This window comes from Nocardioides ochotonae (assembly GCF_011420305.2).
Classification (GTDB): Bacteria; Actinomycetota; Actinomycetes; order Propionibacteriales; family Nocardioidaceae; genus Nocardioides; species Nocardioides ochotonae.
Map to the genome: position 1 here is coordinate 3,531,932 of NZ_CP061769.1, position 23,651 is coordinate 3,555,582.

Below are 23,651 nucleotides of genomic sequence, written 5' to 3' on the forward strand. Positions count from 1 at the left end.
GACCCACCGGCGCGGGTCAGACGGTGGCTGCCACCGGGGCCGACTCCGTCGTACGGGTCCGGCGGGCGTGCACGAAGCCGAGCGCGGCGAGCACCAGCATCACCGCGGCACCGGCGAACGCGGCGATCGCGGCGTAGCCGGCGATGGTGCCGATCGTGGCGAAGGCGTAGCCGTAGAGCAGCAGGCCGCGCAGGGTGCTGCCCATGAACAGGCTCTCGCGCAGCCCGGCCATCGCCTGGCCGGCCTCGGAGGCCTTCTCCTCGTCGGTCATCGCGTTGTACTCCCCGCTGACCGCCTCGTAGCTGCGCCCGTCGCTGGAGGCGTTCATGTGGGCGAGGATGTAGTGGTCGGCGAAGGCCTTGGCCTTCGGGCCACTGTCCAGCGGCGTGCCGGCGTACTCCTCGAGCGCGTCACGGTCCTCCGCGGACAGGCTCTCCAGCGCCGGCCCCTCGGGCATCGTGATGTCCTGCATGGTCAGCTGCTGCTCCACCTGGTCGTCGATGAAGACGTTCGCCCAGGTGAGCAGTCCTCCGGCAGCCAGCAGGACGACGGCGAGCGCCAGTCCGGTCCAGGAGATGAGCTTGTCGAGCACGGTGCGCATGGGCGCTCCTTCGCGTAGCGTTCCGGGGCGAGGGCCGCCCCCGTCCGCGGCACGCTACAAAGCCGGCCCGCGTTGCGCGAGGACCCCGCGGGGAACCCGGGCGTGTCCCCCGCCATCGGACGCACCTCACCCGGCAGGGTGAGCCGGCGTCGACCGACCCACCCGCGGGGTGAGCGGTGCTCAGGAGCCGAGCGCGGCCTTCTCGGCACCGATGGTGGTGTCGTCGCCGTGACCGGTGTGCACGACCGTCTCGTCGGGCAGCGCGAAGAGCCGCTCGCGGATCGAGGAGACGATCACGTCGGCGTCGGAGAACGAGCGCCCGGTCGCGCCGGGACCGCCCTGGAAGAGGGTGTCGCCGGTGAACACGGCACCCAGCTCCTCGGCGTACAGGCACACCGCGCCGGGCGCGTGACCCGGCGTGTGCAGCACCCGCAGCGTGGTGCCGCCGACCTCGATGGTCGTGCCGTCGGCGAGGTCGAGGTCCCACAGCTGGGCGTCGACGTCGTCGGGCCCGCCGTGGGTGAGCTCCCAGACCGGCCGGTCGGCGGGGTGCAGCATGATCGGCGCACCCACCCGCTCGCGCAGGGCCGGAGCCACCCGGACGTGGTCGTCGTGGGCGTGGGTGCACACGATCGCCTTGACGGTGCGGTCGCCGACGACGGCCAGGATGTCCTCGACCGAGTGCGGGGCGTCGATGACCACGCACTCGCGGTCGTCGCCGATCACCCAGATGTTGTTGTCGACGTCGAAGGTCTGCCCGTCGAGGCTGAAGGTGCCGCTGGAGACGGCATGGTCGACGCGGGCGGTCACGGGAGGACCACCACGCTGCGCAGCACCTCGCCGTGGTGCATCTTCTCGAAGGCGGCCTCGATGTCGCCGATGCCGATCTCCTCGGTCACGAACGCGTCGAGGTCGAGGCGGCCCTGGCGGTAGAGGTCGACCAGCATGGGGAAGTCGCGCGAGGGCAGGCAGTCGCCGTACCAGCTGGACTTGAGCGCGCCGCCGCGGCCGAACACGTCGATCAGCGGGAGCTCGGGCACCTGCATGTCCGGCGTGGGGACGCCGACCAGGACGACGGTGCCGGCGAGGTCACGGGCGTAGAACGCCTGCTTCCAGGTCTCCGGGCGCCCCACGGCCTCGATCACCACGTCGGCGCCCTCGGCGCCCTCGTAGGTCTGCGCGCAGATCCGCTTGATCTCCTCGACCGGGTCGACCTTCGAGGAGTCCACGGTGTGGGTGGCGCCCAGCTCACGGGCCTTCTCGAGCTTGGCGGCGTCGATGTCGACGGCGATGATCGGGCTCGCGCCGGCGAGCGCGGAGCCGGCGATCGCGGCCACGCCGACGCCGCCGCAGCCGATGACCGCCACCGACTTGCCGCGGGTCACCGCGCCGGTGTTGATCGCGGCGCCGATGCCGGCCATCACGCCGCAGCCGAGCAGGCCGACGGCCGCCGGACGCGCGTCCTCGTCGACCTTGGTGCACTGACCGGCGGCGACCAGCGTCTTCTCGGCGAACGCACCGATGCCCAGCGCCGGGCTCAGCTCGGTGCCGTCCTCCAGGGTCATCCTCTGGGTGGCGTTGTGGGTGTTGAAGCAGTACTGCAGGTCGCCGCGCTTGCAGGCCCGGCACTCCCCGCACACCGCGCGCCAGTTGAGCACCACGAAGTCGCCCGGGGCGACCTCGGTGACGTCCGGGCCGACGGCCTCCACGACGCCCGCGGCCTCGTGGCCCAGCAGGAAGGGGAACTCGTCGTTGATCCCGCCCTCGCGGTAGTGCAGGTCGGTGTGGCACACCCCGCAGGCCTGCACCTTCACGACGGCCTCGCCCGGGCCCGGGTCGGGGACGTTGATGGTGACCACCTCGACGGGGGCCCCCTTGGCCAGAGCGACGACGGCCTTCACCTGCTGCATGCGTTTCCTCCTGCTAGATCGGTGTGGACCAACCGTACGGAACGGCCCCGACGCCCCCGCAGGCGCTGCAACCATTTCGACACCGGCTGCGTCTGGGGGGAGACCAGGAAGGGGAGGACATGCGCGTGATGCAACGAGGCTCGCCCGGCGCCGGGGCCGCGGACCCCGGCCCCGAGACGCGGCACGCCGAGTTCAGCCAGTACCTCGCCGCGCGCCAGCAGGCGCTGCTGCGCACGGCGTACCTGCTCACCGGCGACCCCGACCAGGCCGAGGACGTGCTGCAGAACGCGCTGGCCAAGCTCTACCTGTCGTGGGACCGGGTCCGCGACCGGGGCGCCCTCGACGCCTACGTGCGCCGGATCATCGTCAACGAGAACAACTCGCTGTGGCGCCGCGGATGGAAGCGGCGCGAGCACCCGGCCGAGCGGGTGCCCGAGGCTGCCCGGCTCGACGAGTACGACGACGGCAGCGGCGCGGCCCTGTGGGCGGTCGTCCAGACCCTGCCGCGCCGGGCACGCGCGGTGGTCGTGCTGCGCTACTACGAACAGCTCACGGAGGCGGAGACCGCCGACGTGCTCGGCATCTCGGTCGGGACCGTGAAGTCCCAGACCAGCCGTGCCCTCGCCGCCCTGCGCGAGCGCACACCCCACGAGCTCGATCCCCGGGCCGGCGAGGAGGAGCGATGAACGACGAGCAGCTGCTCGCAGAGCTCGGCGCCGAGCTCGACCGGCGTGCCGACCGGCTGCCTCCCGGCCGGCTCACGCTGGCCGACGTGCAGGCCCGCGCGGGCGCCGTACGCCGTCGGCGTCGCGCCGCCGGTGCGCTGGCGGTGGCGGCCGTGGCCGCGGCGGTCCTGGTGCCGCTCGGGCTGACCGGGCAGGGCGGCGACCGGGCGGTCGACCCGGCGACCTCGCCCCGCACCGGCGACGCGGTGCTCGCGGGCGACACGCTGCGCCACCCCGACGGCACCACCGTCACGCTCCCCCTGGACGCCTCGCAGGTGAGCGAGGTCGGGGTGCTCACCGACGGGCGCGTCGTGGTCATGGCGACGGGGGCGCGGGTGGTGACCGTGGTCGAGCCGGACGGCACGGTGCAGGCGGAGTACCCCGTCGCCCTCAACGACCTCACGATGGGCCAGGGCGACGACACCGTGGCGTGGGTCGACGACGAGGGGACGCCGCAGGTGCTGGAGGCCGGGCAGGAGCGTCCGGTCGCGTTCGTCGCGGTCGGCTTCACCTCGGTCCCGGGCGGCGTCGCGGGCACGAGGGTCGACGCGGTGCTGGGCACGGGGTGCGCCGACGGGGGCTGCGAGGTGCTCGCCGGCCCCGACGACCGCAGCGTGACCAACACCCGCCTCGCGCTGGAGCGTCCCTCGCTCGTGGGCGGCGGCCATCCTATGGAGGTCACCGACGTGAGCCCGGACGGGCGTCTGTGGGCCGGCGTGCTCGTGCCGGGCCCGGACGAGCAGTTCGGGTGTGCCGTGCTCTACGACCCCGCCGCGGACCGGGTCACCGCACGCAGCTGCGACACCTCCAACCTCGAGTTCTCCCCCGACGGCGCCCACGTGCTGGGTTGGCGGGGCGACAACAACATGGTCGGGGAGGCCGTGGCGCTCGACCTCGACCTGCGGGAGGTCCGCTCGGTGGTGCCGGCGCCGCAGGAGGCGCTCAGCCGGGTCGGGTGGGCCGACTCCGGTGGCCTGCTCGTCGTGCGCACGTCGTACGACGGGCAGGACTGGCGGCTCTCCCGGCTGCCGCTGGAGGGGCCGGCCAAGGAGGAGCTCATCGCGGGACCGGTCGCCGGGCCGAACCCGGAGCTGGGCACGGCGTACCTGCTCTCGGAGTAGGCGCCGGGCTCAGCCCGCGAGCACCTCGGTGACCGGGAGGCTGGAGTCGGCGGGCAGGTCGAGGGAGGACGGGGTGCGGCCGCGGGCGACCATCTCCGCGCCGAGGGCGGCCACCATCGCGCCGTTGTCGGTGCACAGCCCCGGGCGCGGGACCCGCACCCGGATGCCGAGCCGCTCGGCGCGCTCCTCGGCGAGGGCCCGCAGGCGGGAGTTGGCCGCGACGCCGCCGCCGATCAGCAGGTCCTCGATGCCCTCGCTCGAGGCGGCGTCCAGGGCCTTGCGGACGAGCACGTCGCAGACCGCCTCCTGGAAGCTGGCGGCCACGTCGGCGACCGGCACCGGCTCCCCGGAGCGCTCGCGGGCCTCGACCCAGCGGGCCACGGCCGTCTTGAGCCCGGAGAAGGAGAAGTCGAAGCGGTGCCGCTCGAGGTCGCGGCGCGAGGTGAGCCCGCGCGGGAAGTCGATGACGACCTGGCCCTCCTCGCGGGCGACCCGGTCGATGTGCGGGCCGCCGGGGAACGGCAGCCCGAGGCGGCGTGCGACCTTGTCGAAGGCCTCCCCCGCCGCGTCGTCGATCGTCTGGCCCATCGGCTGCACGCCGCGGGTGACGTCCTCGACGCGCAGCAGGCTGGAGTGCCCGCCGCTGACCAGCATCGCGATGCACGGCTCCGGCAGCGGGCCGTGCTCGAGCTGGTCCACGGCGACGTGGGAGGCGAGGTGGTTCACGCCGTACAGCGGCTTGCCGAGGCCGAGCGAGAGGGCCTTGGCGGAGGCGACGCCCACGAGCAGCGCGCCGGCGAGGCCGGGGCCGCTGGTGACCGCGATCGCGTCGACGTCGCTGAGCCGGATCCCGGCGGTCTCGCAGGCCCGCTCGATGGTCGGCACCATCGCCTCGAGGTGGGCGCGGCTGGCGACCTCGGGCACGACGCCGCCGAAGCGGGCGTGCTCCTCGACGCTGCTCGCGACCGCGTCGGCGAGCAGGGTGTGCCCGCGCACGATGCCGACGCCGGTCTCATCGCAAGAGGTCTCGATGCCGAGGACGAGCGGTTCGCTGCTGGTGCTCACGGGGCCATTGTCCCCATCAGCTCACGCGCGAGCACGATCGCGGTGGTGCCGTCGCGGTAGTAGGCGCGTCGGCGGGCCAGCTCGGTGAAGCCGTGGGCGAGGTAGAAGGCCAGTGCGCCGGCGTTGTCCTCGCGGACCTCCAGCACCACCCGCTCGACACCGGCGCGCTCGGCGGTGCGCAGCACCTCCGCGAGCAGGGCGGTGGCGACGCCGGTGCGCCGGTGGGTGGCCGCGACCGAGATGCGCTGGAGCTCGGTCACGTCGACGACGGCCGCGACGGCGTGACCGACGACGGCGCCGGCCTCGTCCTCGGCGACCCACACGTGCAGCGAGGCGTGCTCGTCGGTGATCGCCTGCTCGATCAGGCCGGGCGACCAGGCGTCCGCGCCGAGGTTGTCGACCTCGAGGTCGGCCACCGCGTCGAGGTCGGCGAGGGTCGCCTCGCGGATCACGAGACCTGCTTGCGCGCGCCCGGCGTCTCGGCGTCGGGGCGGCGCAGGTAGAGCGGCTCGGGGTCGAGCAGCTCGGCGAGCTCCTCGGCCACCGCGCGGGCCAGCCAGCCGGCGCTGGGGCGCAGCGGGCCGCCGGCGTGCGGGAACGCCTCGGGGTAGAGCGCGCCGCCCTCGCCGACGACCGGGAGGTCGCTGGCGACCAGCGCCGGCTTCTCGACCACGGGGCCCTCGACCCGGGTGCCGTCGGCGTCGTAGGAGGCCAGGTAGACCTCCTTGCGGCGCGCGTCGGTCGCCACCAGGAACGGCGTGCCGAGCGTCGGGGCGGCCTCGAGGGCCAGCACGTCGAGCGAGCACACGCCGTACACGGGGATCTCGAGGACCATGGCCAGGGTGCGGGCGGTGACCAGCCCGACGCGCAGGCCGGTGAACGGGCCGGGGCCGACGCCCACCGCGAGGGCGGTGAGGTCGTGGCGGGTGATGCCCGCGCGCTCCAGGCCGGCGGCGATGAGCGGCGCGAGCTGCTCGCCGTGCTTCATCGGCCGCTCGGAGGTCAGCTCCACGACCACGTCCGAGCCGTCGTGCAGGGCGAGGCTCACCTGGGGGGTCGCGGTGTCGAAGGCCAGCAGCACGACCCGAGGCTAACCCGGGGCCCACCCCCTCCCCCGAGTCGGGGTTTGTGGTTGCCCGAGGACCGGTCGGCTCAGCCCAGCCCGCGGAACGACAGCGCGTGCCAGCGCGGCCCGACCGGGGTGATCTCCACCCGGCGCGGGTCGAGCTCGTCGTCGGGGTCGGTGGCGGTGCTGCGCACGATGCGGATCTCCAGGCGCGACTCGGTGAGCCCCTCGGCGAGCCCCTCGCCCCACTCCACCACCGTGACCGCGTGGTCCAGGTCGGTGTCGAGGTCGAGGTCGTCGAGCTCCTCGATGCCGCCGAGCCGGTAGGCGTCGACGTGCACGAGGTCCGGGCCCTCGACCAGGGACGGGTGCACCCGGGCGATCACGAACGTCGGCGAGGTGACGTCGCCGCGCACGTGCAGGCCGGCGCCGATGCCCTGGGTGAGGGTGGTCTTGCCGGCGCCGAGCTCGCCGGAGAGCACGATCAGGTCGCCCGGCTGCAGCTGGCCGGCCAGCGAGCGCCCCAGCGCCTGCATCGCGTCGCCGTCCAGGACGTCGAAGACGCAGGTGCGCAGCGGCCGGCGCATCTCCACCAGCGGCGAGCTGCGGGCGATCTCGCGGAACCCCTGGCGCTCCCAGAAGCGCAGCGTGCGCGGCAGCTCCTCGCGGGCGACGACCGTCGCGTCGTCGTACCCCTCGGCGGCGTCGACCACGGCGTCGATGAGCTGGCGGGCGATGCCGTGCCCCTGGGCGTCGGGATGTACGCCGAAGCGCCGCAGGTACATCGTGCTGCCGACGGGGTCCAGCACGAGCGCGCCAACCGGGCGGCCGTCGAGGCGGGCGAGCAGGCCGCCGTAGCGGCTGAGCATCCCGGCCATCGACTCCTCGGTCTCGGCGAGCGCGTCCGCGGGCGGGTCGAGGGGCGGACGGGCGTCGAACGCCGCCCGGACCACCTCGAGCACCTCGGCGGCCGCCTCCGGCCCGACCCGCTGGACCTCGACGCTCATCGCGTCCCTTCCTGCTCCAGGACGGCCTCGATGAGGCGGTCCAGCTCGGTGTTGACCTGCTCGTGGCGCTCGAGGATCACCATGTGCCCGGCGCCCTCCAGCTCGACGAGGCGCGAGTTGCGGATGCGCGAGTCCAGCTTGCGGCTGTGCCCGATCGAGGTGACCCGGTCGGCGGTGCCGCACATGATCAGGGACGGCACGTCGGAGAGCACGTCGACGGCGTGGAACTTGTCCAGGGCACCGAAGCTCGGGAAGAACCCGGCGACCACCTCGAACGGCGTCTCCGACAGCATCCGGTCGACGAACTCGACGTAGGAGGGCGGCACCTGGTCGCCGAAGGCGAACAGGTCGGTGGCGACGGTGGCCAGCGAGCGCCCGGCGCGGCGCAGGCCGTCGACGGTGCCGGCGCGGCGGGCCAGGGTGGCCACGGTGCCGCGCGCGAGGGGCAGCCCGATCTTGGCCGGGACCACCGGCAGCAGCAGCCGGCCCACGTCGAGCCCGCCGGCGGTGGTGGAGATCAGCGCGGCGCCGGCGACCCGGTCGTGGAAGAGCTGCGGGTACTGCTCGGCGAACGCGACCACGCTCATGCCGCCCATCGAGTGGCCGACCAGCAGCACCGGCCCGTCGGGGACGACCTCCTCGATCACCCGGCGCAGGTCCACGCCGAGCTGGTCGATGGTGGCGTTCTCCCGCGACGAGCGCCCCGAGCGGCCGTGCGAGCGCTGGTCGTAGAGCACCGTGCGCACCCGACCGCGCAGCGCGGCACGCTGGAAGTGCCAGCAGTCCAGGTTGAGGGCGTAGCCGTGGACGAGCACCACCGTGAGCGGCAGGGCGTCCGGCCCGGGCTCGTCGATCTCGACGTGGAGCGGGACCCCGTCGTCGGCGACGACGGTCAGGGGGTCCGAGCGCAGGGTGCCGAACTCGACGTCCTCGCCCGCGCGCCGGTCCAGCCGCTTGCGCTGCCGCGCGACGCCGTACGCCGTCCCGGCGAGCGCCAGGCTGGCCGCACCGGCACCGGCGCCGAGGATCCGCTTCCTCAGCCCCACCGGCGCTCCTCGGTGTCGACGTGCCGACGGCTCAGGCGGCCACCGATCCGGGTGACGACCTCGTAGCTGATGGTGTCGGCGGCCTCGGCCCAGTCCTGGGCGGTCGGCGCACCGTCGAGCCCGGGGCCGAACAGCACGACCTCCGCGCCCGCCTCGGGACGGTCCCCCTCGAGGTCGACCACGAACTGGTCCATGCAGATGCGGCCGCGCACCGGGCGGCGCCGGCCCTCGATCCACACCTCGGCGCGGCTGCTGGCGTGCCGCGGCACCCCGTCGCCGTACCCGCCCGGGACCAGCCCGAGCGTGGTGGCGGCCGGGGCGATCCAGGTCCGGCCGTAGGAGACCGCGTCGCCCTCGGCGATGTCCTTGACCAGCAGCAGGCTGGCCCGCACGGTCATCGCGGGCACCAGGCCCAGGTCCGGGAGGTGGCCGGGCGCGGGGTCCAGGCCGTAGGAGGCCAGCCCGCAGCGCACCAGGTCGAAGCGCGAGGAGGGCCGCAGCACGGCCGCCGCGGAGTTCGCGATGTGGCGCACGTCGGGGCGCAGGCCGGCCTGCTCGGCGACCTTCACCGCCCAGCGCAGCACGTCCTCCTGCGCGGCGTTGGCGGGGTCGTCGGGCTCGTCGCTGGAGGAGAAGTGCGACCAGATCCCGGTGACGCGCCACAGCCCGTCCTCCTCGCCGCGGCGCGCACGCTCCACGACGCCCGGCCAGTCGGCCTGGGTGGCACCGCCACGCGACAGGCCGGTGTCGATCTTGAGCTGCACGCGCGCGGGGACGCCGGCCGCGGCCACGGCGGCGGCGATCTCCTCGAGCTGGGCGACCGAGTGGGCCGTCACGTCGACGTCGGCGCCGATCACCGGGGCGTAGTTCTCCCCCGGCGCGGCCAGCCAGCACAGCACCCGGCCCACGTCGCCGGACTCCCGCAGGGCGAGCGCCTCCTCGAGGGTGGCCACCCCGAGCCAGTCCGCACCGGCCTCGCGGGCCGCGCGGGCGACCTCGACCATGCCGTGGCCGTAGCCGTCGGCCTTGACCACGGTCATCATCTGCACCTGGTCGCCGACGAGCTCGCGCAGGCGTCTGACGTTGTGCCTCACGGCCGCGAGGTCGACGACGATCTCGGCTCGCGCGGCGGTCATGGGACCGATTGTCCCATCCCGACTCGCGCCGCGGACGATCAGCCCAGCGGCAGGGTGCGCACCACGCCCGGCAGCGCCCGGGCGACGTCCCCTGCCACCAGCGGTCCGCCGCCCGAGGCGAGGGTGGCCGCCGCGCCGTGCAGCCAGGACCCGACCGAGGCCGCGTCGAAGGGGTCCAGACCGGCGGCGAGCAGCGCACCGATCAGCCCGCCGAGCACGTCGCCCGCCCCCGCGGTGGCCAGCCAGGGGGTCCCGGCGGTGGTCACCCGGCCCGGCCCGGTGGGGCCGACGATGAGGGTGTGGCGGCCCTTCAGCAGCACGACCGCGTCGTACGTCGTGGCGGCGCGGCGCGCGAAGGCGAGCGGGGCGGCCTCCACCTCGGCGCGCGTGACGCCGAGCATCGCGGCCAGCTCGCCGGCGTGCGGCGTCAGCACGGCCGGGACCGGCAGTGGACCGCTCACGTGGGCGAGCGCGTCGGCGTCGACGACCACCGGGACGCCGTCCCCCGTCGCGGCGGCGAGCGCCTCAGCGGCGGCGTCGTCGGCTCCGGAGCCGACGACCCAGGCCTGCACCCGTCCGTCGCCGACCACCTCCGGGTGGGCCTCGCGCACCTGCGCGGTGACGGCCGGGTCGCCGACGACGCGCACCATCCCGCACAGCCCGGTCGCAGCCCCGGCGACGCTCAGCACGGCGGCGCCGGGGTAGCGCGCCGAGCCGGCACGGACGCCGACCACCCCGCGGGCGTACTTCTGCGCGTCGGGGGCGGGTCGCGGCAGCAACCGCGCGACGTCGTGCGGCTGGAGCGCCTCGAGCACGGGCGCCGGGAGGTCGAGGCCGATGTCGACGAGGTGCAGCACGCCGCAGGCGGCGGCCGCGGGGTCGACGAGGTGGGCGACCTTGTGGGTGCCGAAGGTGACGGTCAGCGCGGCGCGCACGTGCGGCCCGTCGAGCTCGCCGGTGTCGACGCCGACGCCGGAGGGGACGTCGACCGCGACCACCGGTACGCCGGCCAGCGCGGCCAGCGCCGCCACCGCCTCGGCCCGCAGCCCCGGCTGCCCGCCGATCCCGACGATGCCGTCGAGGACGACGTCGGGTCGCTCCGGGCGGCTCGGCGCGTCGGGGACGCCGCGCACCACCCGGCCGCCGGCCGCGCGGAGGGCGGCGAGGCCGCCCTCGTGGGCGCGCGGGGACAGCAGCCAGGCCTCGACCCGGCAGCCGCGCCGGGCCAGCAGGGCGCCGGCGTGCAGCGCGTCGCCGCCGTTGTCGCCCGAGCCGACCAGCAGCACGACGCGACGCCCGTAGCCGCCGTCGAGCAGGTCGAGGACCGCGTGGGCGAGGCCGTGCGCCGCCCGTTGCATCAGCGTGCCCGTGGGGAGCCGCGCCATCAGCTCCGCCTCGGCCGCCCGGACCTGCTCCACGGTGTGTGCCTGTCTCATCCGCCGAGGCTAGCCCCCGAGGGACACCCGTCGGCGCCCTCAGGTCGGAGAAACCGCAGGCGGACAGGGGTGTGGCCCCGCCTGCGAGGTGCTGGCGGGGTCCGGGGCGGTTGACCTACTCATCGGGCGGGTGCGCGGTGACGAGCCGGGTGGTGCCGCGGTCCTTCACGAGGTGGAGCCCGTGGGGCGAGCGCCAGAGGTACGTCGCGGCGTCGGCCTTGTCGTAGGTCCAACCCGTGTGGGTCTTGGCCCGGTGATGTCGCCGGCAGAGTGGGGCGAGGTTGCAGCTGCACGTCTCGCCACCGTCGCCGTGAGCGGTGACGTGGTCGGTGTCGCAGCGGCGGGCCGGTCTCTCACACCACGGAAACGCGCACACCGGCTGGGCCAGACGGGTCTGCTCGACGAGTCGGTCGGGGATCGCGTAGGCGTCGGTGTGGTGATGGGCCTCGAGGTCGATGACCGGCTTGATGATCACCTGCGCTTCGCCGGTGCACCAGCCGCGGACCTGGTCGGTCGACACGATGGACCGGGTCTCCTCGACGTGGGCGATGCCGGCCTCGTCGCGGCTGATCGCGGCGGCGGAGATGTGGACGTGGATGACGACCTGTCGGGGCTTGACCACCGAGGCGGCGCCGTCACCGGCTTCGGCCCGGAGGTCGAACGCGAGCTGGCGTCGCGCGAGCTCGCCGGCGGCCATCGAGCGGCGCACGTCGAGGGACTCGGTGCTGCCGAGCGCGGCGAGTTCGTCGGCGCCGTGCCGGATCGCGGTGTCGAGGTCGATCGCGTCGGCGAGGTCGAGGACACCCTCGACGTGGACGGTGCCGTCGTGGGTGGCTTCGCGCGTGTGGACGTCGAAGCGGCGGCCGTCGGCGGCAGCGAGGCGTTCCTTCTCCGCACCCTCCGGGTCGAAGGCGACGCGGGCCTGGTCGACCAGCCGCTCGATCCCGGCCCAGCTGATCTTCCCGACGAAGCCGGCGAGCTGACGGTCCACGAACTCCGCCCCGTCGAACGGCAGGGCGGTCGTCAGCTGGGCGAGTCGCCGAGCCTTCCACAGCGGCACCTTGCCGGCGCGGACCAGCCTCCAGGTGCGTTTGAGCCGGTGCGCGAGCTCCAGGGCGTCACCGACCAGGGAACGGGCGGAGTCGGTGGACATGCCGAGCGCGGCGCCGAACTCCATCGGAGCGAACTCCGCCACCAGCGGTGCCCCCTCCCCTGCCAGCGGGACGGCCACCTCCCCGAACACCAGCCCGGTCGTCGGCGCCACCTCGGCGACCGACTCCTCCGGGTGCATCGACGCCCACACCAGAGCCGCCTCCAGGACGTCGATCTCCGCCCGCTGGGCCACGGCCCGGCGGCGCTGCGCGAACGCCAGCACGGCGGCTGGGGAGTCGCAGTCGGGGAGCTCGGGGTCGGCCATGCCCCATCCTACTCGAACGCACGTTCGACGACAAGAGTCTTTCCACCACGGTCTCGATGTCATGCCTCAAGACATCGGTGACGGTTCTGTGTCAGGACATCGGTGACACAACTGGGGTGCTTGGTGGTGACACTTCTGGCTCTCTGGTGCGGTGCCTGCCGCCAATGAGCCTGTCGATCCTCGTGTCCGTCTCGCGATCGTCCAGTGGCCTGAGGATGCGCCACGAGGCGCGTGACCACGTTCTGCGAAGAGCATCAGATCTCGCGTAAGACGTTCTACGCGAGCCGTGCCCGGGCGCGTGAGGACGGCGCAGCTGCGGCACTCGAGCCCCGCAGCAGCAGAACTGTCATGTAAGTCCTGAGACCTCACACCACCGGAGGTCTCCGACCTTCGCGGCCATGGTCTCGACGAGCTCGACCAACCGGGTCGAGCTCGTCCGACGGGCCGCCGCTCGGACCGGTCCAGGTCCGAGCGGCGGCCGTTGACGGCGGTGCGGGTCAGGTCAGCGGCGCACCGTGACCGTGGCCGTGCCGCGTGCCCGGGTGAAGCCCTGGTCCGGGGTGAGGACGACCCGCACCACGCGGGTGCCGGGACGCTTCGACGGCAGGCGCAGGGTCGCCCGGCCGGCCTTCACGGGCAGCGCCTTCGCGACGACCTTGCCGCCGTAGGTGACCCGCAGGGTGCCGGTCGGCTTCGCGCCGGACGCGGAGAGCTGCACCCGGAGCACCGGACGGGCGGACGGTCCCACCTTCGCCGGCGCCGCCACAGTGAGGCGGGTGCGGGCGGCGGCGACCTTGGCGGTGCGGTGCGAGACGGCGGTGCCGGCGGCGTGACCGGCGCGGGACGCGGTCACCCGGACCGCGAGGCGACGTCCGGCGTCGGCAGGGCGCACCCGGTAGGAGCGGGCGGTGGCGCCGGGGATCGGCGTACCGGCGCGCAGCCACTCATAGGAGAACCGGGCACCGGCGACGTCCCAGGCCCCGGGGGTCGCCGTGAGCAGCTTGCCGACGGCGGGCTTGCCCGCGATCCGCGGGTCCGTGGTGGCGACCGGAGCCGCCCCCTCGACGGCGAGGTCCGCCGAGCCGAGGTCGGTGGCGCTGGTCTCGGCCAGCTCGGTGGAGACCTGCTCGACCGCGGAGGCGAGCACCTCGGTCGCGCCGGCGCCGACGGCGGTGAAGCTCGCCTGCGCCAGGACCACGGTGCCCTCGCTCGCCGGCGAGCCGCCGAGCTCGGTGTGCACGACGTGCAGGGTGCCGTCGTCCGCCGCGGCGTACGTCGCCCCGGTGTTGTCGGTGCCGGCGCTGCCCTCGACGTAGGCCAGGACCTCGGGGTCGAAGTCGAGCGCCAGGTCGTAGGCGTAGAGGTCGCTGGCCGCGTCGGCGGTGACGGTCACGGTGACCGTCTCCCCCACCTCGATCTCGTCGGTCGACGTGGTGACCCTCCAACCGGGCTCGCCGACGGACGTGGTGACGGGCTCGGCCGGCGCCGCGTCCTCCAGCGGGCCGTAGAGCGCGGGAGCGACCCGGTGCTGGGTGGCCTGCTCGTAGGCGTAGGCCATGGCGAGCAGCTCGCCCTCGCTGAAGTCGCGACCCAGGAGCTCGAGGTTGACGCCGGCGCCGGTGATCGAGGCGTCGGCCTCGATCGCCTGCCCCATCGGCACCGTCACCGCGGGCAGCCCGGTGTTGGGGCTCAGGCGCATGTTGGTGCTGTGCGTGCCGTACGGCGTGCCGCTGGGGTAGATCAGCGCGTCCAGGTCCTCGGCGTCGAGCGCGCCGGTCACCAGCGTGCCGCCGTTGTCGAGCACCTCGGTGTGGCGCTCCATCCACGCGTCGTACTGCTCCTCGGTCACCGCGTTGCGGCTCACGAAGGTGCTGCGCCGCGAGGGCACGAACCGGCCCGAGGCGATGATGTCGTCGAGCGTGCGGATGGTGACGTCGTCGCTGAGGTGGTTCGCCACGTAGTCGGCGAGGTCGTGCTTGAACTCGTTGGTGCTGCCGCTGCCCTCGCTCAGCACCGGGCCGATGCCGTCGATGGTGATCTCCTCGACGACCGCGCCCTGCGCCTCCAGGTCGGCGACCGCCTGGGTGAACAGCCGCTTGGCCGCCGCGTTGGTCGGCACCATCGAGGCCAGGTAGCCCAGCCGCTTGCCGGCGAGCGCGTCGGCGTCCAGGCCCGCGGTGTAGGACTCGGGGACCTTGCCGGCCTGCGTGGCGGTCACGGGGTCGGCGGGGTCGATGCCGACGACGGCGTCGAGGGCGATCGCGGCGTCGGAGACCGTGCGGGCCATCGGGCCGCCGGTGTCCTGGCTGAGCGCGAGCGGCACGATCCCGTCGCGGCTGGCCAGCCCGACGGTCGGGCGCACGCCGACCAGCTGGTTGTAGCTCGACGGCACCCGGATCGAGCCGCCGGTGTCGGTGCCGAAGCCGATCGCGCCGAGGTTGGCCGCGATCGAGGCCCCGGTGCCGCCGCTGGAGCCGCCGGCGGTGCGCGCGAGGTTGTAGGGGCTGGCGACGAGCTTGGAGGACCCGACCGGCTGCCCGGCGCTGAACTCCGAGGCGAAGCCGTAGGCGAACTCGTCCAGGCTGGCCTTCCCGAGCAGGACCGCGCCGGCCTCGCGCAGGCCCTTGACCATGAACGCGTCGTCCTCGGTGAGGTTGTCCTCCCAGCACGAGCAGCCGGCCGTGGTGGCCATGTCGTGGGTGTCGTAGTTGTCCTTGAGCAGCACCGGGAGGCCGTCGAGCATGCTGCGCGGCCCGCCGTTCGCGGCCCGGGCGGCGTCGCTGGCCGCGGCCGCCTCGAGCGCCGCCTTGTTGGTGGCGATGATCGAGTTCAGCGCCCGTCCGGGGGCCGCGGGGTCGGTCTCCTTCGCGTCGTACGCCGCGATCCGCGCGAGGTAGGCCCGGGTGATCTCCACCGAGGTGGTGACGCCGGCGTTCATCGCGGCCTGCATGTCCAGGGCGCTCGCCTCGACGAGCTCGAACGCGCCGTCGTCGTACACCATCCGCTGGGCGAGGTCCGCGACGTCGCTGAGCTCCACGACGCCGTCGGCGTCGAGGTCGCCCGCGGCCACGGCGGCCCAGCCGGCGTCGCCGTCGGCGGTGCCGAGCGCGGCGACCAGCAGGTCGACGTCCTCACGGGTCACCTGCCTGTCCCCGGTCAGGTCCGCCTCGGTCCAGTACGGCGCGAGGTAGACGGCCCCCGCGGGAGCCGGGTCGATCGTGGGCGCGGCCTGGGCCGGTGCGCCGAGGGCGCCGCCGGCGAGCACGCTCGCCCCGATCACCGCCGCCGCGGCCAGCGAGGTGCGGGCCCTGGTCTGCTTCTTCACGCGCGTCCTTCCGTCGGTGCTGCTGTGACGGTCCAGACATTAGGAACGCACTGTTTCGCCGCGGTTGCACGCACGAAACAGATAAGGACGTCTTGTTCCACGGAGCGGAAAGCTCCGTCACACGACGACCGCCGGCCGGTCAGGCCGGTCAGGTCGGGTCAGGACTCGAGGACGACCATCGCCGAGGCCACCCCGGCGTCGTGGGACAGCGAGAGGTGCACGTGCTGGGCACCCGCGGCCTCGACCGCGGCCGCGACGGTGCCGCGCAGCGCGAACCGCGGCCGCCCCGAGGACTCGTTGACGATCTCGCAGTCGTGCCAGGCCATCCCCCGCGGCGCGCCGAGCGCCTTGGCGAGCGCCTCCTTGGCGGCGAACCGGGCGGCGAGCGAGGCGACCGCGCGCGTGCGCTCCGCCTCGGTGAACAGCCGCACCCGCAGCCCGGGGGTGCGCGCGAGGGAGGCGCCGAAGCGCTCGATGTCGCACACGTCGATGCCGACGCCGATCACCGCCATCGCCGGCCCTACTCGACGGTGACGGACTTGGCGAGGTTGCGCGGCTGGTCGACGTCGTGGCCCATCGCGGTGGCCAGCTCGCAGGCGAACAGCTGGAGCGGCACGACCGCGACCAACGGCTGGAGCAGCACCGGGACGCTGGGCAGGCGCACCAGCACGTCGGCGTACGCCGTGATCGACTCGTCGCCCTCCTCGACCAGGCAGATGGTGCGGGCCCCGCGGGCCCGGACCTCCTGGATGCCGCTGATCATCTTGTCGCGCAGCTGGTCGCGACCACGGGGCGGTACGACGCACAGCACCGGCAGCCCGTCGTCGACCAGCGCGATCGGGCCGTGCTTGAGCTCGCCGGCGGCGAAGCCCTCGGCGTGGATGTAGGCCAGCTCCTTGAGCTTGAGGGCTCCCTCGAGCGCGACCGGGTAGCCGGCGTGGCGGCCCAGGAACAGCACCGAGCCGGCCCCGACGTGCTCGCGGGCGAGCTCATAGATCTGCTCCGCGCCGTCGAGCACCTGCTGGACCTGGTCGGGGATGGCCTCCAGCTGCTCCATCACCTGGGCGATCTCGTCGCCGTACCGGGTGCCCTTGACCTGGGCGAGGTAGAGCGCCAGCAGGTAGCAGGCGATGAGCTGGGTCAGGAAGCCCTTGGTGGAGGCGACGCCGATCTCCGGACCGGCGTGGGTGTAGATCACCGCGTCGGACTCGCGCGGGATCGTGGAGCCGTTGGTGTTGCAGATCGCGAGCACCTTGGAGCGCTGCAGCCGGGCGTGCCGGATCGCCTGGAGGGTGTCGGCGGTCTCGCCGGACTGGCTGATCGCGACCACCAGGGTGGAGTAGTCGAGGATCGGGTCGCGGTAGCGGAACTCCGAGGCCAGCTCGACCTCGACCGGGATCCGGCACCAGTGCTCGATGGCGTACTTGGCGACCATGCCGGCGTAGAACGACGTGCCGCACGCGATGATGATGATCTTGTCGATGTCACGCAGCTCCTGGTCGGAGAGGCGCATCTCGTCGAGCTGGAGCTGACCGGTGCGGGTGTGGCGCCCGAGCAGCGAGTCGGCGACCGCGCGCGGCTGCTCGAAGATCTCCTTGCGCATGAACCAGTCGTGGCCGTCCTTCTCCGCGGCGGAGAGGTCCCAGTCGACGTGGAAGCGGCGGCCCTCGGCGGGGGTGCCGTCGAAGTCGGTGACCTCGACGTCGTCCGCGGTGATGGTGACGACCTGGTCCTGGCCGAGCTCGAGCGCCTCGCGGGTGTGCTGGATGAACGCCGCGACGTCGGAGCCGAGGAAGTTCTCGCCCTCACCGATGCCCACGACCAGCGGGGAGTTGCGGCGGGCCGCGACCACCCGGTCGGGGTCCTGGCCGTCGACCGCCACCAGGGTGAAGGCGCCCTCCAGCTGCTGGCAGACGCGCTGCATCGCCAGGGTCAGGTCCACGCCCGACTCGACCTGGAGCTCGAGCAGGTGCGCCGCGACCTCGGTGTCGGTCTCGGAGGCCAGCTCGTGGCCGTCGGCCTCGAGGCGGGCGCGCAGGTCATCGAAGTTCTCGATGATGCCGTTGTGGACCAGCGCGACCCGGCGACGGGCGCCGAGGTGCGGGTGCGCGTTGACGTCGTTCGGCGCGCCGTGGGTCGCCCAGCGGGTGTGGCCGATGCCGGTGTGCGAGGCGGGCAGCGGCGACGTCGCGATCGCCTTCTCGAGGTTGGCGAGCTTGCCCGCGCGCTTGTCGCTGGCGAGGACGCCGTCGGCGACGAGCGCGATGCCGGCCGAGTCGTAACCGCGGTACTCCAGTCGCCGCAGGCCTTCGACGACCACATCCTGAGCCTGCTGGTGGCCGACGTAGCCAACGATGCCGCACATGGACACCACTCTAGATCGCCACCACCCCGCTCCCGCGCACCCACGTCGCCCCGCGCCGGGGCCTGGTGAGGCGGACGCCACAACGCCTGGCCGCGAATGGCTGCAACAATCCCCTCATGTCTTCTGGCGGTCCCCGGGCCTCGATCACCGACCCAGGCCGTGACCTCACCCGCGAGGTCTCGCCGTACGTCGAGCTCGACCGCGCGGCGTGGGCGGCGCTCGCCGAGGACAACGCGAACCCGCTGCGCGAGGACGAGCTGCGCGCCCTGAGCGGCTTCGGCGACGCCCTCGATCTCGACGAGGTGCAGGAGGTCTACCTGCCCCTCAGCCGCCTGCTCAGCCTGTACGTCAGCGCGGCGGGCGACCTGCACCGCGCCCAGGAGGCATTCCTCCACCAGCGCACTCCCCCGCGCACGCCGTTCGTCATCGGCGTCGCCGGCTCGGTGGCGGTCGGCAAGTCCACGACCGCCCGGGTGCTCCAGCAGATGCTGGCGCACTGGCCCGAGCACCCCAACGTCGAGCTGGTCACCACCGACGGGTTCCTCTACCCCAACGCCGAGCTCGCCCGCCGCGGCCTCATGCACCGCAAGGGCTTCCCGGAGTCCTACGACCGCCGCGCGCTGCTGCGCTTCGTCGTCGACATCAAGTCCGGCAAGGACGAGGTCGAGGCGCCGGTCTACTCCCACCTCACCTACGACGTGGTCCCCGGCGAGCGCGTCGTCATCAAGCGCCCCGACATCGTGATCGTGGAGGGGCTCAACGTCCTCCAGCCGGCGCGGGCTCGTGAGGACGGCCGGACCGGCCTGGGCCTGAGCGACTTCTTCGACTTCAGCGTCTACGTCGACGCCGGCACCCGCCACATCCGCGACTGGTACGTCTCGCGCTTCCTCAGCCTGCGGGAGACGGCGTTCCGCGATCCCGACTCCTACTTCGCCAAGTACGCCGCCCTCAGCCGCGAGGAGGCGGTCGCGGAGGCCGAGCGGATCTGGGACACGATCAACGGCCCGAACCTGGTCGACAACGTGCTGCCGACCCGCTCGCGCGCCACGCTCGTGCTCCGCAAGGACCGCGACCACTCGGTGCGCTACGTCCGCCTGCGCAAGGTGTGAGATGGGCCCGCCTCACAGGTGAGGCGGGCCCATCTCGACCTCAGGTGAGGTCGCGGCGCAGGGTGGTGAAGCGGCCGATGACCGCCAGGACGGCGGCGTAGCCGAGCAGCACGGCCAGTCCGCCGGGGCGGGACAGCGACGTCGACGCCGCGATCTCCGCATAGAAGCTCGCCCCGATCACCGCGTCCGCGGCGGCGCCGGGCAGGAACCGGGCCACGCCGCTCAGCGCGTCCACCGAGGACAACGCCAGCCGGGCGATCGGCTCGACGAGCTGGGTGAAGGCGAGGATGACCACGACCGCGGCGACCTGGTTGGTCACGACGCTGCCGAAGGCGGCACCGATGAGGGCCCACAGCGCCATCACGACGACGCCCAGGACCAGGATCTGGAGCACCTCGGGATCGGTGAGGAACGCCCCGTCGCCCTGCCAGGCCAGCAACGGCGCCGCGGCCCCGACCAGCGAGGCGACGCCGACGACGCCGAAGAGCAGGCCGACCGGCAGCGTCGCGATCAGCTTGGCGCCGAGCACCACCCCGCGCCGGGGCTCGACCAACTGCGTCTGGGCGATCGTGCGGTGCCGGAACTCGGTGGTCACCGCGAGGCTGCCGATGACCAGCGGGAAGACGTAGCCGATCGAGTTCACCAGGGAGTACGTCGCGGTCGCGGCGTCCACGCCGCTCAGCACCGGGCCGGCGGCGGCGCCGGCCTCGGTGAGGTCCACGGTGAAGGAGAACGCCATCACCAGCCCGATGAAGCCCAGGTAGGCCGCCTGGGCGAGCAGCAGGACCCACCACAGCCGGGTGGTGAGGATCTTGCGCAGCTCGGCGCGGATCGCGGCGCTCATCGGGCCCCCTCGAGCTCTCGGCCGGCTTGCGCGCCGGGAGCGGTCAGGCGCAGGAAGACCTCTTCGAGGTCGGTGCCGCGGGTGGCGAGCTGGTGCAGCTCGACCCCGGCGGTGAAGGCGGCGGCGCCGAGCTCCGCGGCGGGCACGCCGCCGACGACCAGGCCGCCGCGCTCCGGACGGGCCGCCCAGCCACGCTCACGGCACAGGGCCGCGAGCCGCTCGGCGTCCGGCGACACCACCAGCGTGTCCTCGGTGGCCAGGCGGGCTAGGTCGGCCAGCGACGAGGCGTGCGCGAGCCGGCCGCCGGCGATGATCACGACGTCGTCGACGGTGTGCTGCACCTCGCCGAGCACGTGGCTGGACACCAGCACGGTGCGCCCCTCGGCGGCGAAGGTGCGCAGCAGCCCGCGCAGCCACACGATCCCCTCGGGGTCCAGGCCGTTGGCGGGCTCGTCCAGGACGATGGCCGGCGGATCGCCCAGCAGCGTCGTGGCCAGCGCCAGGCGCTGACGCATGCCCAGGGAGTAGCCGCCGACCCTCCGCTCGGCGGCCGCGCTCAGCCCGACCAGGTCGAGCAGGTCGCGGCAGCGCTGCCTCGACACCCCGACCTGGGGCGCGAAGACCTCGAGGTGGCCCAGCCCGGTGCGTCCGGGGTGGAAGGCGGCCTCCAGCGACGCCCCGACGACGCGCGCCGGCCGCGGCAGGGCGGCGTACGGCGTGCCGTCGACGAGCGCACGCCCGGCGGTCGGTGCGGTCAGCCCGAGCAGCATCCGCAGCGTCGTCGTCTTGCCCGACCCGTTGGGTCCGAGGAAGCCGGTGACGGCTCCGGGACGCACGGTGAAGGACAGGTCGTCGACGGCGCGGACCGGGCCGAAGGACTTGCTGAGCCCCTCGAAGGTCAGGGTGGGTCCGGTGCGGGTCACCGCCGCAACCTATCGGCCCTCGATCAGGCGAGGGCCAATCGCTCCCGGACCACGTCGGCCAGCCGGTCGGCGACCGATCGGGCGGTCTCCGAGGTGGGGGCCTCGACCATGACCCGCACCAGCGGCTCGGTGCCCGAGGGACGCAGCAGCACCCGGCCGTCCTCGCCGAGCGCGCGCTCCTCGGCCTGGACCGCCGCGCGCAGCACCTCGTCGGTGCCGGCGCGGGACTTGTCGACCCCGGGCACGTTGACCAGCACCTGCGGGAACCGGGTCATCACGGCGGCCAGCTCGCCCAGCGAGCGGCCGGTGAGCACCATCCGCTCCAGGACGTGCAGCGCGGTCAGCACCCCGTCGCCGGTGGTCGCGTAGGCGCTCATGATCACGTGCCCGGACTGCTCGCCGCCGAGCGTGTAGCCGGCGCCGTTCATCTCCTCGAGCACGTAGCGGTCGCCGACCTGGGCCTGGCGCACCGCGATGCCGTGCTCGGTCATGGCCCGGACCAGGCCGAGGTTGCTCATCACGGTGGCCACGAGCGTGTCCTGCGCCAGCTGCCCGGCGTCGCGCATGCTGAGCGCGAGGATCGCCATGATCTGGTCGCCGTCGACGACGTTGCCGTCGGCGTCCACCGCCAGGCAGCGGTCGGCGTCCCCGTCCAGGGCGAACCCGGCGTCCGCGCCGTGCTCGAGGACGGCCGCGCGCAGGGGCGAGAGGTGGGTCGAGCCGCACCCGTCGTTGATGTTGAGCCCGTCGGGCTCGGCGTTGATCGCGATGACCTCCGCGCCGGCGGCGCGCAGCGCCATCGGACCGGCGACCGAGGCCGCGCCGTGGGCGCAGTCGAGGACGACGCGCAGGCCGGTGAGCGGCTGCGTCGTGGCGACGAGGTGCTCGACGTACTCCTCGATCGGAGTGGCGTACGGCGTCACGCGGCCGACGTGGGCGCCGCGGGGCGGGTCCCACTCGCTGCCCATGACGGCCTCGATCTGACGCTCCACGGCGTCGTCGAGCTTGACCCCGCCGCGGGCGAGGAACTTGATGCCGTTGTCGGGCATCGGGTTGTGCGAGGCGCTGATGACGACGCCGAGGTCGGCGCCGAGCGCGCCGGTGAGGTAGGCGACCCCCGGCGTCGGGACGACCCGGAGGCGCAGCACGTCACAGCCGGCGGAGGCGAGGCCGGCGACGACCGCGTGCTCGAGGAACTGCCCCGAGATGCGGGTGTCGCGACCCACGACCGCCAACGGGCGTGGCCCACTGAAGTCCCCTCGGTCGACGAGGACCCTGGCTGCTGCAACGGAAAGGTCCAGGGCGAGAGGAGCGGTGAGAACACCGTTCGCCTCGCCCCGGACCCCGTCCGTGCCGAAAAGGCGTGCCACGCGTGTCGCGGTGGCGATCAGCGCTTGCTGAACTGCGGCGCCTTGCGGGCCTTCTTGAGACCAGCCTTCTTGCGCTCGATGACGCGGGCGTCACGAGTCAGCAGGCCGGCCTTCTTCAGCGTCGGGCGGTTCGCGTCGACGTCGATCGAGTTCAGCGAACGAGCCACGCCGAGACGCAGCGCGCCGGCCTGACCGGTGATGCCGCCACCGTGGATGCGCGCGATGACGTCGAAGCGACCGTCGAGCTGCAGCGCGGTGAAGGGCTCCTTGACAACCTGCTGGTGCAGCTTGTTCGGGAAGTAGGAGTCGAGATCGCGACCGTTGATCGTCCACTGGCCGGTGCCGGGGACGATGCGGACGCGGGCGACGGCCTCCTTGCGACGGCCGGTGGCCGCGGCGGGGGCGATGGTCGCGGGACGCTCGGGGGCGTCGGCGGAAGGGGCGCTCTCCGAGCTGTAGGCGATGCCCTGCTCGTCGGCCTGGAAGGTCTCCTCGACCTCGGTGGTGTCAGCCACTGTATTCCTCACTCAGACTTTCTCGGCGAAAACGATTACTGGGAGATCTGGGTGATCTCGAAGGGGATGGCCTGCTGGGCCTGGTGCGGGTGCGTGGGACCCGAGTAGACCTTCAGCTTCTTGAGGATCTGACGACCGAGGCGGTTCTTCGGGAGCATGCCCCACACGGCCTTCTCGATGGCCTTGCGCGCATCCTTCTCCAGCAGCTCACCGATCGGGGTGGCCGAGAGGCCGCCCGGGTAGCCGGAGTGGCGGTAGGCCATCTTCGTCGTCTTCTTGGTGCCGGACAGCGCGACCTTCTCCGCGTTCACGATGATGACGAAGTCACCAGCGTCGACGTGCGGGGCGAAGATCGGCTTGTGCTTGCCGCGCAGGAGGTTTGCGGTCTGGACGGCGAGCTTGCCGAGGACGATGTCGGTGGCGTCGATGACAAGCCAGTCTCGCTGGATGTCACCGGGCTTCGGGCTGTACGTACGCACGATGTCGAGCCTTCTTCGTTCGTAGGACCCGACCAGGGAGATCCTGGCGGGTGGTGCTGCGGCGTCCTCTGACGAACAACTGCCCGGACCTTCCCGTCAGGTGGTTGCCCACCCTGCGGAGTCCGGGGCTGCACCCCGACCGTGCGACAGGTCGAAAGCGCGGCAGGAGACGCGACCACTCAAGATACGGG

Annotated in this window: 22 protein-coding genes and 1 pseudogene; 4 read left to right on the top strand and 19 right to left on the bottom strand. The window is 73.5% G+C overall.

The window, feature by feature from the left end; all coding sequences use genetic code 11:
- Nucleotides 1–16: 16 nt before the first annotated feature.
- The 3 genes from HBO46_RS17015 to HBO46_RS17025 form a co-directional block, all read right to left on the bottom strand.
- A complete protein-coding gene (locus HBO46_RS17015) occupies nucleotides 17–601 on the bottom strand; it encodes a hypothetical protein (protein WP_166133799.1) in 585 nt (194 codons plus the stop codon).
- A 180-nt stretch (nucleotides 602–781) separates the two neighbouring features.
- On the bottom strand, nucleotides 782–1,411 hold the full coding sequence (locus tag HBO46_RS17020) for an MBL fold metallo-hydrolase (protein WP_166133801.1): 630 nt from the start codon (nucleotides 1,409–1,411) through the stop codon (nucleotides 782–784).
- On the bottom strand, nucleotides 1,408–2,511 hold the full coding sequence (locus tag HBO46_RS17025; protein ID WP_166133803.1) for an S-(hydroxymethyl)mycothiol dehydrogenase: 1,104 nt from the start codon (nucleotides 2,509–2,511) through the stop codon (nucleotides 1,408–1,410). The genes HBO46_RS17020 and HBO46_RS17025 overlap by 4 nt, the downstream gene beginning before the upstream one ends.
- A 119-nt stretch (nucleotides 2,512–2,630) precedes the next feature.
- Between HBO46_RS17025 and HBO46_RS17030 the strand changes: the two genes are divergently transcribed.
- Both HBO46_RS17030 and HBO46_RS17035 read left to right on the top strand, forming a co-directional pair.
- Complete coding sequence (locus tag HBO46_RS17030; protein ID WP_224769197.1) at nucleotides 2,631–3,197, top strand: SigE family RNA polymerase sigma factor; 567 nt, start codon at nucleotides 2,631–2,633, stop codon at nucleotides 3,195–3,197.
- The gene (locus HBO46_RS17035; RefSeq protein ID WP_166133805.1) at nucleotides 3,194–4,357 is read left to right on the top strand and encodes a hypothetical protein; all 1,164 of its coding nucleotides are present in this window, start codon (nucleotides 3,194–3,196) and stop codon (nucleotides 4,355–4,357) included. The genes HBO46_RS17030 and HBO46_RS17035 overlap by 4 nt, the downstream gene beginning before the upstream one ends.
- 9 nt (nucleotides 4,358–4,366) lie before the next feature.
- Here the strand turns inward: HBO46_RS17035 and tsaD are convergent, their stop codons facing one another.
- From tsaD to HBO46_RS17075, 8 genes are all read right to left on the bottom strand, one after another.
- Nucleotides 4,367–5,422 (bottom strand): tRNA (adenosine(37)-N6)-threonylcarbamoyltransferase complex transferase subunit TsaD, encoded by a 1,056-nt coding sequence (gene tsaD, locus HBO46_RS17040; RefSeq protein ID WP_166133807.1) that lies wholly within the window; start codon nucleotides 5,420–5,422, stop codon nucleotides 4,367–4,369.
- Entirely contained in the window at nucleotides 5,419–5,874 is a 456-nt protein-coding gene (locus HBO46_RS17045) for a GNAT family N-acetyltransferase (RefSeq protein ID WP_166133809.1), read from the bottom strand. The genes tsaD and HBO46_RS17045 overlap by 4 nt, the downstream gene beginning before the upstream one ends.
- Nucleotides 5,871–6,503 carry a tRNA (adenosine(37)-N6)-threonylcarbamoyltransferase complex dimerization subunit type 1 TsaB gene (gene tsaB, locus HBO46_RS17050; protein WP_166133811.1) on the bottom strand — a complete coding sequence of 211 codons (633 nt, stop codon included), beginning with the start codon at nucleotides 6,501–6,503 and terminating at the stop codon, nucleotides 5,871–5,873. The genes HBO46_RS17045 and tsaB overlap by 4 nt, the downstream gene beginning before the upstream one ends.
- 71 nt (nucleotides 6,504–6,574) lie before the next feature.
- The gene (tsaE, locus tag HBO46_RS17055) at nucleotides 6,575–7,495 is read right to left on the bottom strand and encodes a tRNA (adenosine(37)-N6)-threonylcarbamoyltransferase complex ATPase subunit type 1 TsaE (protein ID WP_166133813.1); all 921 of its coding nucleotides are present in this window, start codon (nucleotides 7,493–7,495) and stop codon (nucleotides 6,575–6,577) included.
- Nucleotides 7,492–8,541, bottom strand: a complete 1,050-nt coding sequence (locus HBO46_RS17060) for an alpha/beta fold hydrolase (protein WP_166133815.1) — start codon at nucleotides 8,539–8,541, stop codon at nucleotides 7,492–7,494. Before HBO46_RS17060 ends, tsaE begins: the two co-directional genes overlap by 4 nt.
- On the bottom strand, nucleotides 8,532–9,677 hold the full coding sequence (gene alr / locus HBO46_RS17065) for an alanine racemase (protein WP_166133817.1): 1,146 nt from the start codon (nucleotides 9,675–9,677) through the stop codon (nucleotides 8,532–8,534). The genes HBO46_RS17060 and alr overlap by 10 nt, the downstream gene beginning before the upstream one ends.
- Nucleotides 9,678–9,715: 38 nt before the next feature.
- Complete coding sequence (locus tag HBO46_RS17070) at nucleotides 9,716–11,113, bottom strand: bifunctional ADP-dependent NAD(P)H-hydrate dehydratase/NAD(P)H-hydrate epimerase (protein WP_166133819.1); 1,398 nt, start codon at nucleotides 11,111–11,113, stop codon at nucleotides 9,716–9,718.
- 115 nt (nucleotides 11,114–11,228) lie between these two features.
- On the bottom strand, nucleotides 11,229–12,530 hold the full coding sequence (locus HBO46_RS17075; RefSeq protein WP_166133821.1) for an HNH endonuclease signature motif containing protein: 1,302 nt from the start codon (nucleotides 12,528–12,530) through the stop codon (nucleotides 11,229–11,231).
- 151 nt (nucleotides 12,531–12,681) lie between these two features.
- On the opposite strand from HBO46_RS17075, the pseudogene HBO46_RS20675 reads away from it, so the two are divergent.
- A pseudogene (locus HBO46_RS20675) lies at nucleotides 12,682–12,872 on the top strand (IS481-like element ISAar28 family transposase); the annotation flags it as partial.
- A gap of 160 nt (nucleotides 12,873–13,032) precedes the next feature.
- Here the strand turns inward: HBO46_RS20675 and HBO46_RS17080 are convergent.
- The 3 genes from HBO46_RS17080 to glmS form a co-directional block, all read right to left on the bottom strand.
- On the bottom strand, nucleotides 13,033–15,855 hold the full coding sequence (locus tag HBO46_RS17080; RefSeq protein ID WP_166133823.1) for an amidase family protein: 2,823 nt from the start codon (nucleotides 15,853–15,855) through the stop codon (nucleotides 13,033–13,035).
- Between the two features lie 158 nt (nucleotides 15,856–16,013).
- Nucleotides 16,014–16,367, bottom strand: a complete 354-nt coding sequence (locus HBO46_RS17085) for a holo-ACP synthase (protein ID WP_166133825.1) — start codon at nucleotides 16,365–16,367, stop codon at nucleotides 16,014–16,016.
- Between the two features lie 8 nt (nucleotides 16,368–16,375).
- Nucleotides 16,376–18,220, bottom strand: a complete 1,845-nt coding sequence (glmS, locus tag HBO46_RS17090) for a glutamine--fructose-6-phosphate transaminase (isomerizing) (RefSeq protein ID WP_166133827.1) — start codon at nucleotides 18,218–18,220, stop codon at nucleotides 16,376–16,378.
- Nucleotides 18,221–18,336: 116 nt separating this feature from the next.
- On the opposite strand from glmS, the gene coaA reads away from it, so the two are divergent.
- On the top strand, nucleotides 18,337–19,329 hold the full coding sequence (gene coaA / locus HBO46_RS17095) for a type I pantothenate kinase (protein ID WP_166133829.1): 993 nt from the start codon (nucleotides 18,337–18,339) through the stop codon (nucleotides 19,327–19,329).
- Nucleotides 19,330–19,369: 40 nt separating this feature from the next.
- On the opposite strand, the gene HBO46_RS17100 is transcribed toward coaA, so the two are convergent.
- Genes HBO46_RS17100 through rplM form a run of 5 tightly spaced genes read right to left on the bottom strand, consistent with a single transcriptional unit; the run spans nucleotide 19,370 to nucleotide 23,460 of the window.
- Nucleotides 19,370–20,173: an ABC transporter permease gene (locus HBO46_RS17100; RefSeq protein ID WP_166133831.1), complete on the bottom strand. Its 804-nt coding sequence runs from the start codon at nucleotides 20,171–20,173 to the stop codon at nucleotides 19,370–19,372.
- Nucleotides 20,170–21,096: an ATP-binding cassette domain-containing protein gene (locus tag HBO46_RS17105; protein WP_166133833.1), complete on the bottom strand. Its 927-nt coding sequence runs from the start codon at nucleotides 21,094–21,096 to the stop codon at nucleotides 20,170–20,172. Before HBO46_RS17105 ends, HBO46_RS17100 begins: the two co-directional genes overlap by 4 nt.
- Nucleotides 21,097–21,119: 23 nt before the next feature.
- On the bottom strand, nucleotides 21,120–22,466 hold the full coding sequence (gene glmM / locus HBO46_RS17110) for a phosphoglucosamine mutase (protein WP_166133835.1): 1,347 nt from the start codon (nucleotides 22,464–22,466) through the stop codon (nucleotides 21,120–21,122).
- 17 nt (nucleotides 22,467–22,483) lie between these two features.
- Nucleotides 22,484–22,981, bottom strand: coding sequence for a 30S ribosomal protein S9 (gene rpsI, locus HBO46_RS17115; RefSeq protein ID WP_166133837.1), 498 nt, complete (start codon nucleotides 22,979–22,981; stop codon nucleotides 22,484–22,486).
- Nucleotides 22,982–23,016: 35 nt separating this feature from the next.
- Entirely contained in the window at nucleotides 23,017–23,460 is a 444-nt protein-coding gene (gene rplM, locus HBO46_RS17120; RefSeq protein ID WP_166133839.1) for a 50S ribosomal protein L13, read from the bottom strand.
- Nucleotides 23,461–23,651: the final 191 nt, after the last annotated feature.